General features: G+C 68.8%; 13 protein-coding genes and 1 riboswitch. Of the genes, 8 read left to right on the top strand and 5 right to left on the bottom strand.

Translation table 11 applies throughout. The features are described from left to right. Window positions 1–29 precede the first annotated feature (29 nt). On the bottom strand, window positions 30–392 hold the full coding sequence (locus ACFV9C_RS05120) for a YciI family protein (RefSeq protein WP_380190776.1): 363 nt from the start codon (window positions 390–392) through the stop codon (window positions 30–32). A 96-nt stretch (window positions 393–488) separates the two neighbouring features. Here ACFV9C_RS05120 and ACFV9C_RS05115 point away from each other — a divergent pair, with 96 nt between their 5' ends. The 3 genes from ACFV9C_RS05115 (at window position 489) to ACFV9C_RS05105 (ending at window position 3,180) form a co-directional block, all read left to right on the top strand. Then, on the top strand, window positions 489–1,460 hold the full coding sequence (locus ACFV9C_RS05115) for a pyridoxal-phosphate dependent enzyme (protein ID WP_380190775.1): 972 nt from the start codon (window positions 489–491) through the stop codon (window positions 1,458–1,460). Window positions 1,461–1,714: 254 nt separating this feature from the next. Then, a riboswitch (cyclic di-AMP (ydaO/yuaA leader) is annotated at window positions 1,715–1,906 on the top strand. Then, on the top strand, window positions 1,906–2,757 hold the full coding sequence (locus tag ACFV9C_RS05110; RefSeq protein ID WP_380190774.1) for an NlpC/P60 family protein: 852 nt from the start codon (window positions 1,906–1,908) through the stop codon (window positions 2,755–2,757). (Overlaps the previous riboswitch by 1 nt.) A 186-nt stretch (window positions 2,758–2,943) precedes the next feature. Continuing rightward, complete coding sequence (locus tag ACFV9C_RS05105; protein ID WP_380190773.1) at window positions 2,944–3,180, top strand: hypothetical protein; 237 nt, start codon at window positions 2,944–2,946, stop codon at window positions 3,178–3,180. Here ACFV9C_RS05105 and ACFV9C_RS05100 read toward each other — a convergent pair. After that, the gene (locus tag ACFV9C_RS05100; RefSeq protein ID WP_380190772.1) at window positions 3,177–3,833 is read right to left on the bottom strand and encodes a response regulator; all 657 of its coding nucleotides are present in this window, start codon (window positions 3,831–3,833) and stop codon (window positions 3,177–3,179) included. The two genes, ACFV9C_RS05105 and ACFV9C_RS05100, sit on opposite strands and share 4 nt — an antisense overlap. Further along, window positions 3,830–5,020 carry a sensor histidine kinase gene (locus ACFV9C_RS05095; protein WP_380190771.1) on the bottom strand — a complete coding sequence of 397 codons (1,191 nt, stop codon included), beginning with the start codon at window positions 5,018–5,020 and terminating at the stop codon, window positions 3,830–3,832. The genes ACFV9C_RS05100 and ACFV9C_RS05095 overlap by 4 nt, the downstream gene beginning before the upstream one ends. Before the next feature lie 142 nt (window positions 5,021–5,162). Here ACFV9C_RS05095 and ACFV9C_RS05090 point away from each other — a divergent pair, with 142 nt between their 5' ends. From ACFV9C_RS05090 to ACFV9C_RS05080, 3 genes are all read left to right on the top strand, one after another. After that, on the top strand, window positions 5,163–6,047 hold the full coding sequence (locus tag ACFV9C_RS05090) for an ABC transporter ATP-binding protein (protein ID WP_380190770.1): 885 nt from the start codon (window positions 5,163–5,165) through the stop codon (window positions 6,045–6,047). A gap of 26 nt (window positions 6,048–6,073) precedes the next feature. Then, a complete protein-coding gene (locus ACFV9C_RS05085; protein WP_380190769.1) occupies window positions 6,074–6,880 on the top strand; it encodes an ABC transporter permease in 807 nt (268 codons plus the stop codon). Between the two features lie 205 nt (window positions 6,881–7,085). Next, window positions 7,086–7,271 carry a DUF3073 domain-containing protein gene (locus ACFV9C_RS05080; protein ID WP_131293116.1) on the top strand — a complete coding sequence of 62 codons (186 nt, stop codon included), beginning with the start codon at window positions 7,086–7,088 and terminating at the stop codon, window positions 7,269–7,271. A 170-nt stretch (window positions 7,272–7,441) separates the two neighbouring features. Here the strand turns inward: ACFV9C_RS05080 and purM are convergent, their stop codons facing one another. Beyond that, a complete protein-coding gene (gene purM / locus ACFV9C_RS05075) occupies window positions 7,442–8,515 on the bottom strand; it encodes a phosphoribosylformylglycinamidine cyclo-ligase (protein WP_380190768.1) in 1,074 nt (357 codons plus the stop codon). Window positions 8,516–8,555: 40 nt separating this feature from the next. Then, the gene (gene purF / locus ACFV9C_RS05070; RefSeq protein ID WP_380190767.1) at window positions 8,556–10,118 is read right to left on the bottom strand and encodes an amidophosphoribosyltransferase; all 1,563 of its coding nucleotides are present in this window, start codon (window positions 10,116–10,118) and stop codon (window positions 8,556–8,558) included. A 265-nt stretch (window positions 10,119–10,383) separates the two neighbouring features. Here purF and ACFV9C_RS05065 point away from each other — a divergent pair, with 265 nt between their 5' ends. Next, window positions 10,384–11,367: a LuxR C-terminal-related transcriptional regulator gene (locus ACFV9C_RS05065; protein WP_380190766.1), complete on the top strand. Its 984-nt coding sequence runs from the start codon at window positions 10,384–10,386 to the stop codon at window positions 11,365–11,367. Between the two features lie 176 nt (window positions 11,368–11,543). Further along, window positions 11,544–12,359 carry a LuxR C-terminal-related transcriptional regulator gene (locus ACFV9C_RS05060; protein ID WP_380190765.1) on the top strand — a complete coding sequence of 272 codons (816 nt, stop codon included), beginning with the start codon at window positions 11,544–11,546 and terminating at the stop codon, window positions 12,357–12,359. The last annotated feature ends 167 nt before the right edge of the window (window positions 12,360–12,526 follow it).

Below are 12,526 nucleotides of genomic sequence, written 5' to 3'. Positions count from 1 at the left end.
CGCCACCGAGCGGAGAACCCCCATCTTTTTCAGAGCCCTTCCGAGAACACCACGCCGCGGATCTCCACGCCCAGCCCCTCGATGCCGGCGTCCGGGATCATCGCGGCCAGCTCGGCCGCCCGCTCGCGCGACGCCACGTCGATCAGGTAGAACCCGCCGAGGAACTCCTTCGACTCGATGAACGGCCCGTCGGTGACCGCCGGTACGCCGCTGCGCACCTTCACGACCGCGGACTCGGCCGGCTGCGTCAGCGCCAGCGTGGCGACGAACTCCCCGGACGCCTTGATGGTGTCCATGAACTTCTGGTGCCCGGCGCCGATGGCCTGCTGCTCCGCCTCCGGCAGCGCCTCGAGGATCTCGGTGTTGATGTTCAGGACCAGTAGGTACTTCACGGTGTTCTCCTTCGGGACCGGCCCCCGCCGATCGGGCGCCTTCATCCATCAGTACGGAGCGGGCCGGCGCTCCTTGACATGCCCTAGTTTTCTTTCATGACGACCGGGCTGAGTCTCACAGATGTCCAGGCCGCCGCCGACCGGCTCGCCGGGGTGGCGCACCGTACGCCGGTGCTCACCTCGCGGACGCTCGACGAACGGGTCGGGGCGCGGGTGTTCCTGAAGGCGGAGAACTTCCAGCGGATCGGCGCGTTCAAGTTCCGCGGCGCGTACAACGCGATCAGCCGGCTCGGCCCGGAGCAGCTCGCGGCCGGCGTCGCGGCGTACTCGTCGGGGAACCACGCACAGGCCGTCGCGCTGGCGGCCGGGATGGCCGGTACCACCGCGGTGATCCTGATGCCGGAGGACGCCCCGCCGACGAAGGTGGCCGCGACCCGCGGGTACGGCGCCGAGGTGGTGACGTACGACCGGTACACGCAGGACCGGACCGCCCTGGCGCAGGAGCTGGCGGCGGAGCGCGGGCGGACGCTGATCCCGCCGTACGACCACTACGACGTGATGGCCGGCCAGGGGACGGTCGCGCTGGAGCTGATCGAGGACGTCGGGCATCTCGGCGCGCTGCTGGTCCCGGTCGGCGGCGGCGGGCTGATGGCCGGCTGCGCGACGGCGGCGACGCTGATGTCGCCGGGGATCCGGATGATCGGCGTCGAGCCCGCGGCCGGCGACGACCACGCCCGTTCGCTGGCGGCCGGCGAGCGGGTGCAGATCGACGTACCGCGGACGATCGCGGACGGGCAGGCGATCGAGACGCCGGGCGAACTGACGTTCGCCGTGAACCGGCGGCTGGTGGAGTCGTTCGAGCCGGTCAGCGACGAGGAGATCGTGGCCGCGATGGCGTTCGCGTTCGAGCGGCTGAAGATCGTCCTGGAGCCGAGTGGGGCGAGCGCACTGGCGGCCTTGCTGGCCGGCCGGATCCACGGGCTGCCGGAGCGCGTCGGAGTGGTGCTGTCCGGCGGGAACGTGGGCCTGGAGCGCTTCCACGAATTGCTGAATACTCAAGAACTTTAGGGTGCCCTGACCACGCTCTGTGCCCGTTGTCACAGAAAGCCATCGGCCACTGTGACGGAGACCACACCGAAGCCCGCAAAAGGCGCCTGCGCCCCGCTCAGACGCGCTCAGGACACCTGGTGTTCACCCACACTTGCTGACCCGTCAGAGGACCACTCAGGCCCTTTCTGGAGCGACTTTGTGGATTGAAGGGTTTGCGTCGTGATCGTTCTGTTATACAGTCGTCGGCGGTTCGGTAACCAACACGAATCGCACACGAGTCAACGCCGAGCTCCGCCAGGCTCGTGTGCTCCCCTCGAATACCAATGGCGGAGGTGGGGGACCCAGGAAGTTGGGTCTCGACCGTGAGTGGTCGAAACCCTGGGGTGAAGTCCGCGGGAGCGGACCGGGCTATGAATCCCAGCCCGAACCCGACAGCTAACTTCACAGGCGTCGGGAGACAACCATGCCCGTCACTGCCCGACGGACGTCGCTTTCGCGCGCCGTCAAGCCTGCTGATTCCAGTACCGACCGGCCCACCGGCCGGACACTGGCGAAGCACCGCAAGTCCAGCAAGTCCGGTGCCCCTCGCGCCGCGGCCGCCGTCCTCACGGTCGGTCTCGCTGTCGGTGGTGGAGCCGCACTGAGCCTCAGCACCACCCCGGCGACCGCGTCCGCGGCCACCATGACCGCCGCTCAGCAGCGCGGTCACATGAGCATCCCGAGCCGGCCGCTGCTCCGCAAGGGCGACTCCGGCCCGACCGTGAAGTACGTCCAGAAGGCCCTGCACCTGGGTCCGGACGGCTACTTCGGCAACAGCACCGTCGCCGTGCTCAAGAAGTTCCAGACGTCCTGGGGCCTGCGCTCCACCGGCTACACGGACAAGAACACCTGGGGCCGGCTGACCTGGGCCGCGAAGCACAAGGTGCTGTACGGCAACCACGGCGCCGCCTCGGCGAGCGTCGGTACGTTCCGGGCCAAGGTGCTCGCGGAAGCCGCCAAGCTCAAGGGCACGCCGTACCGCTACGGCGGCACGACGACCAGCGGCTTCGACTGCTCCGGCTACACCGGCTACGTGTACAAGTACGCCGGCAAGAAGCTGCCCCGCACGTCGCGTCAGCAGTACGCCGCGACCAAGCACATCAGCCGCAGCGCTGCGAAGCCGGGCGACCTGGTGTTCTTCCACAACGGTGGCGGCGGTGTGTACCACGTCGGCATCTATGCGGGCGGGAACACGCTGTGGCAGGCCTCGAAGCCGGGACGTCCGGTGGCCAAGTCGAAGATCTGGAGCAGCAGCGTCACCTTCGGGCGCGTCTGATTCCTGACCGGCGAGCGCCCTTCCCCCAAGCGGGCGCCGCCGGTCGTCAGCGTCCTCTCCCCCAGGAACGCTGACTTCCGAAACCGGCCCGGGCCGTCGCCCCCCACCCCTCCGACGGCGCGGGCCGGTTTCCTTTTGTTCACCCCCGACTTCTACGCTGACCGCTCTTCAACAGCGGAGGCGTGCGTGAAGCGACTGGTCGTAACGCTCTGGCTCGCCTCGATTGGCGCCAGCACCTACGCCTACACGCGGGCACTCGTGGAGCGGTCACACGCCACCGGCAAGTCCCAGCTCCACATCTTCCTCACATCCGGGGAGGAGCTGTTCATCTGGCACCAAGCGCCGGGATGGTTCTACCCGGTGCTCTGGCCCCTCTCGATCCTCACGTTCGTGCTCACCATCGTGTATGCGCGACGGCGCTAGTCGTCCAGGAGTCCGGCCTCGTACGCCAGGATCGCTACCTGGACGCGGTTGGTCGCGTCCAGCTTCACCAGGGCCCGGGAGACGTGCGCCTTCACGGTGGCCTCGCTCATGAACAGCTTCCGGCCGATGTCGGCGTTCTGCAGGCCGCGGCCGACCTCGACCAGGACCTCCCGCTCGCGTTCGGTGAGCCTGCTGATCCGTTCCTTCGCGGTCCGTCGCCGGTCGGTGCGCGGGTCGCCGGCGAAGTGCCCGATCAGCCGCCGGGTGACGGCGGGCGAGAGCATCGCGTCCCCGGCGGCCACCACCTTGATCGCCTGCACCAGCTCGCGCGGCGGCGTGTCCTTCAGCAGGAACCCGCTCGCCCCGGCCTGCAACGCGCGGAACACGTAGTCGTCCAGGTCGAACGTCGTCAGTACGACGATCTTGGGTGGATCCGGCAGCGCCTGCACCTCGCGGGTCGCGGCCAGCCCGTCCAGCCGCGGCATCCGGATGTCCATCAGTACGACGTCGGGCCGGTGCTCCTTGACCATCGCGGCGGCGTCCGCGCCGTCCTCGGCCTCGGCGACCACCTCGAGCTCCTCGTCGGACTCGAGGATCATCTTCAGCCCGGCCCGCACCAGCGCCTCGTCGTCCACGATCAGCAGCCGCGTCATCGTTCTCCCTCGTCCACGAGCACCGGCTCGCTGTCCTGCCGATGGTCGTCCCACGGTATCCAGGCCTCGACCCGCCAGCCGCCGTCGGTGGTCGGCCCGGTGGACAACCGGCCACCGGCCAGCTCCACCCGCTCCCGCAGACCGACCAGCCCGGCACCCGCACCGGGCAGCAGCGAGCCGGCCGCCACCGGCCGTACGTTCGTCACCTGGACCGTCACGCCCGTCCCGCGAGCGCCGTGCACCCGCACGTCGGTCGCCGCGCCGCGGGCGTGCTTGTGGACGTTGGTCAGCGACTCCTGGACGACCCGGTAGACCGTCCGGCCGACCGCCACCGGTACGTCGTCCGGCAGCGTCCCGTCGTACCCAACGGTCACGCCTGCGTCCCGGGACGCGGCGACCAGCCGCTCCAGGTCGGCGGCCTTCGGCACCGGGGCCAGGTCGGCGCCCGCGACGCTCACGTCGGTCCGCAGTACGCCGAGGACCTCGCGGAGGTCCTCCATCGCCTGCCGGGCGGTCTCGCGGATCAGCCGGGCAGAGCCCTCGACCTTGTCCGCGCCGACCGTCGGGTTCACCTCGAGGCCGCCGGCGTGCAGCGCGATCAGCGAGACCTTGTGCGCCAGCACGTCGTGCATCTCCTGCGCGATCCGGGCGCGTTCGCCCAGCCGGGCCTGCTCGCTGCGCAGCTCGCGCTCGGCCTCGGCCCGCTCGGCCCGGTCCCGCAGCGACGCCATCAGGTCGCGGCGGGCCCCGACGTACGCGCCGATCGCGATCCAGGTGCCGACCAGGAACGGCCCGGTGAACATCGACACCCAGATCGGCCCCTTGCCACCCCAGGTGTTCAGCACATAGGCGGCGTACGCCGCGACGCCGAGGACGGCCAGTGCGTAGTCGCGGCGGCGGATCGACAACGTCAGCAGCGCGAGGCCCATCGGGACGAAGATCCCCGCGGTCAGCATCGCGAGCACGGTGATCGCGGTGACCGTGACCGGGAACCGCCGGCGCCAGAACAGCGCGACCGACGCGACGATGCCTGCCGCCAGCACCCACCAGTCCTTGAGGTGCCATCCGCCCGGACCGGACGCGGCCTGCAGGACGATGGTGAGCAGGCTGAAGCCGACGTACAGGATGTCGCGCAGCCGCGGGGCATGCCTGGCCCACCAGGCGTACCACCGGCGCAACCGTCGCATTCAGTCACTGTAGTTCGACCGACGACGCGATCACGCCCCCCTTCCGGCTAGGTTCCGGACCCCGACGGACGACTTTCGTAGGGGGTCGGAGCAGCCGGTCGTCCGATGTGCCGAGGGGGTCCCGGACGGTTGACTCGTTGCCATGATCACCGTCGAGAACCTGACCAAGCGCTACGGCAGCACCACGGCTGTCCAGGACGTCTCGTTCACCGTCCAGCCGGGCAGCATCACCGGCTTCCTCGGGCCGAACGGGGCCGGCAAGTCCACCACGCTGCGGATGCTGACCGGGCTGACGCCGCCGACCTCCGGCACCGCCACCATCAGCGGCAAGCGGTACGTCGACCTGCCGAACCCGGGCCGGGTCGTCGGGGTCATGCTCGACGCCGCCGCACAGCACCCGGGCCGCACCGGCCGCGAGACGCTGCTGCTGAGCGCCAGCCTGCTCGGGGTGCCGAAGGCCCGCGTCGACGAGATGCTCGAGGCGGTCGGCCTCAGCCACGCCGCGAAGCGCCGGGTCGGGCAGTACTCACTCGGCATGCGGCAGCGGCTCGGCATCGCGGGCGCGCTGCTCGGCGACCCCGCCGTACTGATCCTCGACGAGCCCGCGAACGGGATGGACCCGGAGGGCATCCGCTGGATGCGCGGGCTGCTGCAGGACTTCGCCGCCCGCGGCGGCACCGTGATCCTGTCCAGCCACCTGCTCGGCGAGGTCCAGGCGACGGTCGACCGGCTGGTCGTGATCGGCGGCGGCCGGATCGTCGCCAACGGCTCGCTGGACGAGCTGCTGGCCGGCACCGGCACGCTGGTCCGCGGACTCGATCCGGCCGGGCTGCGGACGGCGCTCACCGCCGCCGGCCTGCAGGTCGACCCGGCGTCGGACGGCGCGCTGCGCGTCGACGCCACCGCCGAGCAGGTCGGGCGGGCCGCCGCCGCTGCCGGTCAGATTCTGCTCGAGCTCCGGCAGAGCGACGGCGCCGGCCTGGAGGACCTGTTCTTCCAGCTCACCGCCACTCCCGTCGCCGCCTGATCACCCCACCTTTTGGAGACTGTGAAATGACCACCGTGACCGACGTCGCCCCGGCGACCAGCGCCAAACACCGCAGCGAGGTGGCGACCAGCCTGCCGCCCGCCCGCGGCCAGTCCTTCCTGAAGCTCGTCGCGATCGAGCTCCGCAAGTCCGTGAACACCCGCAGCGGCCGGGTGCTGATCGCCGCGATCCTGCTGATCGCAGTGGCCGCGCTCGCCTGGCAGCTGACCCACCTGCCGTCCGGGCCGGTCGGCTTCGACTTCTTCCTCGGCGCCGCGATCACCGGCGTGATGATGCTGCTGCCGGTCATCGGCGTGATGACGATGACCTCGGAGTGGACCCAGCGGACCGCGCTGACCACGTTCACGCTCTCGCCGCGCCGGGTCCGCGTGCAACTGGCGAAGTTCGCATCGGCGATCGTACTGAGCGCGGTCGTCCTGTCCGCGGTCGTCGTACTGACCCTCGCCGCCACCGCGGTCACCGGTGCCGCCACCGATCACACGACGACGTACGCCGGGCTCGGCGGGCAGCTGGCCGGGGCGTACTTGACCGTCGCGCTGAACGTCGTGATGGGTGCGGCCTTCGGTGCGGTGGTGCCGCAGACCGCGGTCGCGATCCTGATCTACTTCATCGCGCCGACCGCCTGGTCGCTGGCCGGCCCGGCGCTGTTCAAGGACAACGCGAAGTGGCTCGACGTCTTCGGGGCGCTGGGCCGGATCGCGGAGCGGGACCTGCACGGAATGGCCGCCGAGACGCTCACCGCGGTCGGGGTCTGGATCGTCCTGCCGACCATCGTCGGACTGTGGGCAAGCTCACGTCGCGAGGTCAAGTAGCGGGGGCTCTGACGCGGCGGGGTGGGCCGGTTTGAGGGGATCGGCCCACCTCGCCGATGCTGTGATCGGACCTCTGAGGGCCCACCGAGGGGGCGGTGCGTGTGTCGATCCGCCGCTCCGGGTATCCTTGAACCACGATTACTGACGACTGATCCGTGGGCGCCACGCAGCGTACCCGGTTGACTTGTGCGAGGGGGTCGACGCTATGGGGCGCGGCCGTGCAAAGGCCAAGCAGACGAAGGTCGCACGCGACCTGAAGTACCGCACCTGGGACACCGACTTGGACCAGCTCAAGCGAGAGCTGTCCGGTGACCAGGGTGGCGACCGTTCTGCGAATGGTGACAACGACGGCGACGGAGACGACGCCGACGACTACCACCCCCGTCGGTAAGCATCAGCCCGGCTGAGCTGCTCAGGCGCCCCTTCCGGGGTGGCTGAGCAGTTCACCGTGCGCCCGACGTGTTCCAACACACCAGCACCACCTGTGGCGGATCATCAGAACGGGCAGCCCGAGGCGTCGGACTGCCCGATCAGGACCCCACCCGCAGGTGGTCTGGTGGATTACTTGGCGTAGGTGCCTTCGAGCGTGACGGTGCCGCCTGCGGCCGCGGTGACGTTGCCGCACACCCAGGCGGGGATGTCGCGGGCCGACAGCGCCTGGATCGCGGCATCCGCCGACGACGGATCCAGGACGGCGACCATGCCGGCGCCCATGTTCAGCGTCCTCTCGAGCTCCGGCAGCGGTACGTCGCCGAGCAGCCCGACGAGCCCGAAGATCGGGTCCGGCGTCCACGTGGACCGGTCGATCCGGACCGACAGGTCGTCCGGGACGACCCGCGCCAGGTTCGCCGCGAACCCGCCGCCGGTGATGTGCGACATCGCGTGCAAAGGCTTGTCGTCGCCGTCGTTCAGTTCCTGGATCAGCTCCAGGCAGTGCTTCGCGTACACCCGGGTCGGCGTCAGCAGGACCTCGCCGAGGCTGGTCCCGAACTCCGGGACGATCCGGTCGAGCGTCCACTTGGCGCGGTCGAAGAACACGTGCCGCACCAGGCTGTACCCGTTCGAGTGCAGCCCCGACGACGCCATCGCCAGTACGACGTCCCCCGCGCGCACCCGCTCCGCGCCGAGCAGCTCGTCCGCCTCGACGACACCGGTCGCCGCGCCCGCGACGTCGTACTCGTCCGCCTCCAGCAGGCCCGGGTGTTCCGCCGTCTCGCCGCCGACCAGCGCCGTACCGGCCTCGACACACGCCTCCGCGATCCCCTTCACGATCTGCGCGATCGTCTCCGGAACCACCTTGCCGGTGCAGATGTAGTCGGTCATGAACAGCGGCTCCGCGCCGCACACGACCAGGTCGTCGACGACCATCCCGACCAGGTCGAACCCGATCGTGTCGTGCTTGTCCAGCTTCTGCGCGATCGCGACCTTGGTCCCGATCCCGTCCGTCGACGTCGCCAGCAGCGGCCGGCGGTACGACGTCAGAGCGGTCGCGTCGAACAGGCCGGCGAACCCGCCGAGCCCACCGACCACCTCGGGGCGGGTCGCCTTCGCCACCCACTCCTTCATCAGCTCGACGGCCCGGTCACCGGCCTCGATGTCGACCCCGGCGGCGGCGTAGCTCGCCCCTTCGCTCACTGTTCTTCTCTTCCTGTCGCGGCTCTGGGTCCCGTACGTACTACGGGCGGCTGAGGGCGTCGGCGGCACCGGCTCCACCGGCCACCGTCGCGAGTCCGTCCGCGTCCGTCCGCAGCGGGTCCTCCAGCAGGTGCTTGCCGAGCTGCTCGGGATCCGGCAGCGCGACCGGGTACACGCCGTCGAAGCAGGCGCGGCAGAGCCGGTCCATCGGCACCGTGGTCGCCTCGACCAGGCCGTCCAGGCTGATGTACCCGAGCGAGTCGGCGCCGAGCGAACGGCAGATCTCCTCGGTGTTCAGCCCGTTCGCGATCAGCTCGGCGCGGCTGGCGAAGTCGATGCCGTAGAAGCACGGCCACTTCACCGGCGGCGCGGTGATCCGGACGTGGATCTCCTTCGCGCCGGCCTCGCGCAGCATCCGGATCACGGCCCGCTGGGTGTTGCCGCGGACGATCGTGTCGTCGACGACGACCAGGCGCTTGCCCTCGATCACCTCGCGGAGCGGGTTCAGCTTCAGCCGGATGCCGAGCTGACGGATCGTCTGGCTCGGCTGGATGAACGTCCGGCCGACGTACGCGTTCTTCACCAGGCCGGAGCCGTACGGGATGCCGGACTCCTCGGCGTACCCGATCGCGCCCGGCGTACCGGACTCCGGCGTCGCGATCACCAGGTCGGCCTCGGCCGGGTGCTCCTGGGCCAGCTTGCGGCCGATCTCGACCCGGGTCGAGTAGATCCGCTGCCCGGAGATCTGGGTGTCCGGGCGGGCCAGGTACACGAACTCGAACAGGCAGCCCTTCGGGTCCGGCTCCGCGAACTTCGTCGACCGCAGCCCCTCGGCGTCCACCGCGACGATCTCACCCGGCTCGACCTCGCGGATGAAGCTCGCACCGCAGATGTCGAGAGCGGCGGTCTCGCTGGCGATCACCCAGCCGCGCTCCAGCCGGCCCAGCACCAGCGGGCGGATGCCCTGCGGGTCGCGGGCGGCGTACAGGGTGTTCTCGTCCATGAAGATCAGGCTGTACGCGCCCTTGACCTTCGGGAGGATCTTGGCGGCCGCCTGCTCGATCGTCAGGTCCGGGTAGCCGGCCAGCATCGAGGTCAGGATGTCGGTGTCGCTCGAGGCGCCGTGCTTGGCGTTCGCCTTCGCGTGGTCCACGTCGGCGTCCAGGCCGAGATCCAGATCACCCTCACCGGCGAGACTGGCGGCCAGCTCGCTGGTGTTGGTCAGGTTCCCGTTGTGTCCGAGCGCGATCGACCCGGTCGCCGTACTGCGGAACGTCGGCTGCGCGTTCGCCCAGACGCTCGACCCGGTCGTCGAGTACCGGCAGTGACCGATCGCGATATGCCCGCGCAGCGACGCCAGCGTCGCCTCGTCGAAGGCCTGACTGACCAGCCCCATGTCCTTGTAAACCAGGATCTGGCTCCCGTTACTGACCGCGATCCCCGCCGACTCCTGCCCCCGATGCTGCAAGGCATAGAGCCCGAAGTACGTCAGTTTGGCAACCTCTTCACCCGGCGCCCAGACCCCGAAGACGCCACAAGCGTCCTGCGGACCCAGATCCTGCGGGTCGAGTTCATGAGTAAGCCGACCATCGCCACGAGCCACACGAGCAGTCTACGGGACGAGAACTGAGCCGAAGACCAGCGACTACCAACAGACGCCGCCGACTCCGCACGGCGGCTCAGATCCGCTGGCGGCCGAGGCAGGAGCCGCCGCACCAGCCACAATCACCAGCGCCAAGGCGGCTACACTCAGCAGCTTCTTGATCACAGTTCGACCTTTCGAAATAATCCGGACCCGACCTATCTGTCCTCTTTGTCGACGCTGTCTGTATATGGTCGGTTCCGACAAGTTCTGAAGGAGAGGGATCGTGCTCGAGCCGCTGGGGGTGGACGAAGCCACTTTCGCGGTCTATCACGCCCTTCTCAACCACCCAGACAGTACGCCCGAGCAGATTGCCGCGCTAGTAGATCGCTCAACGAGTGAAGTCCACGAGCTGCTGGACAACCTCCGCAGGCTCGAACTCCTGGTGCCAACCTGGACCAACCCTGACGGCGAGCATGCGGTCCATCCCCGCGTCGGCCTGACCGGACTGGCGGAACGACGCCGTACCGAGCTCAACAGAGCGCTCGGCGAACTCCGGGAAGCTGAAGCGTCGGCCGAGGTCATCGCCGAGCAGTACAACGAGCTGCTGACCTCCCGGAGCAGCGGCGATGTCGAGGTCCTCAAGGGCCGCGCCAACGCCTCGCGACGGATCGAGGAACTCGCGATGAAGGCCAAGGAGACGTTCTGGGGCCTGATTCCGGCGCACTTCGACGACAGCGTCCCCAAGTCGGAGCGGTCGCCTGACTTCGAGCTGCTCGAACGCGGGATCAAACTTCGGACCCTGTATCTCCAGAGCATGACGGCCTCGAAGCCGGCGGTGGAGTACGTCTCGACCATGCACCGGCTCGGCGGCGAGGTCCGAGTGACACCGACGCTCCCGATGCGCCTGCTGATCTTCGATCAGGAGATCGCGGTCATGCCGATGGACCCGGACAGCCCGACGGCAGGCGCGGTCATTCATCGCACCCCAGCCGTGGTCTCGGTTGCTCTCGCACTCTTCGACTCCTATTGGTCCCGAGCAGCAGACCTCTTCGACGCCGACGACCGCGACGACGAGACCCCACTCACGCCGCACGAGTCCGAAGTACTCCGGCTCCTCGCAGGTGGCGCCAAAGACGAGCAGGTGGCCCGCCTGCTCGGCATCTCCCTCCGCACCGCCCGCCGCATAACCGCCAACCTCTCCGAACGCCTAGACGCGGCTAGCCGCTTCGAACTCGGCGTAGCCGCCGCCAAGCGCGGCTGGGTCTGACCCGTTGTTCGACTCCTCGGGCCTGACCGATGATCTGCTGAGTCTCTACCGCGTCCTGCTGCAGCGACCGCATCTGGGGCGAGCGACCCGATTGAACGAGCTTGCAACCGAACTGAGCTGGACCGAGGAGCAGGCGTCCAACGGCCTCCAGCAGCTGCGGGATCTCGGGTTTCGTGGTGCCGAGCTGGATCGAGGGCGTCGAGTACCCGCTGGATCCAGCGCTCACATTCGGCCGCCTCGCGGCAGGTCGGCAGCAGGAAATAGATGCGATGAGCGAACAGCTCAGGTCGGACCAGCTCGCCGCCAGTAGGTTCACCGCCGACGTTGCGAACTTCCTGGCTCAGCGAACGACAGGCGAGGTCGAGATCCTCGAAGGACGCGAGCTCGCGAACCAGAGAATGCAGCGGTTTCGGTTGGAGAAGTCCAGCTGGGGAGTAATCCAGGACACAAGTGTCATCCAATGGACTCCAGACAGTTTTCCGGACCGAAAGCATCTTGAGCGCGGAATAGAGATGCGATACCTCTATCCGGAGTCGTTCTTGAAGCGGCCGCGAGGGCGCGAACTGCTCGAATATGTCGCCAGTCTTGGTGGGCTGGTTCGGATCTCACCATCGACCCCGTTCAGATTGATTATCTTCGACAGCAAGACCGCGATCATGGGGATAGACCCGGACGACAATGCCGTTGGCATCGCGGTGCACCACAGCCGTGCAGTCGTGCGGATGGCTATGGAACTGTTCCTGAGCTATTGGGATCGGGCTGTCGATCCATTCGCCGATCGACAGCAGCAACCGAGTGGTGAGATCAGTGCGCAGGAGCGGGAGTTTCTGCGGTTGTTGGTGCATGGGGCTACTGATGAGCAGGTGGCTCGCAAGCTTGGGGTTTCGTTGCGGACTGTGCGGCGGATTGCGGCGAAGTTGAGTGAGCAGGTGGGGGCTTCGGGGCGGTTTGAGTTGGGGGTTCGGGCGGCGCAGCGGGGGTGGGTGGATTAGCCCCAGTCCCAGGCTTGGGAAAGGGTTTGGGGGTGGTGGGGCAAAGGGGGCTCCTTGGAATGGGGGTGGGGTGAGAGGAATGGGTGCGCCGCCCGTGGTCTCTCGGGATGGAAGTCAAACAGAGGGGGCGGGGTGGGGCAACGCGCGACGCTGGCCGGGGGAGGTCG

This window comes from Kribbella sp. NPDC059898, assembly GCF_042730855.1.
Classification (GTDB): domain Bacteria; phylum Actinomycetota; class Actinomycetes; order Propionibacteriales; family Kribbellaceae; genus Kribbella.
This window is presented reverse-complemented; position numbering and strand designations above follow the sequence as displayed.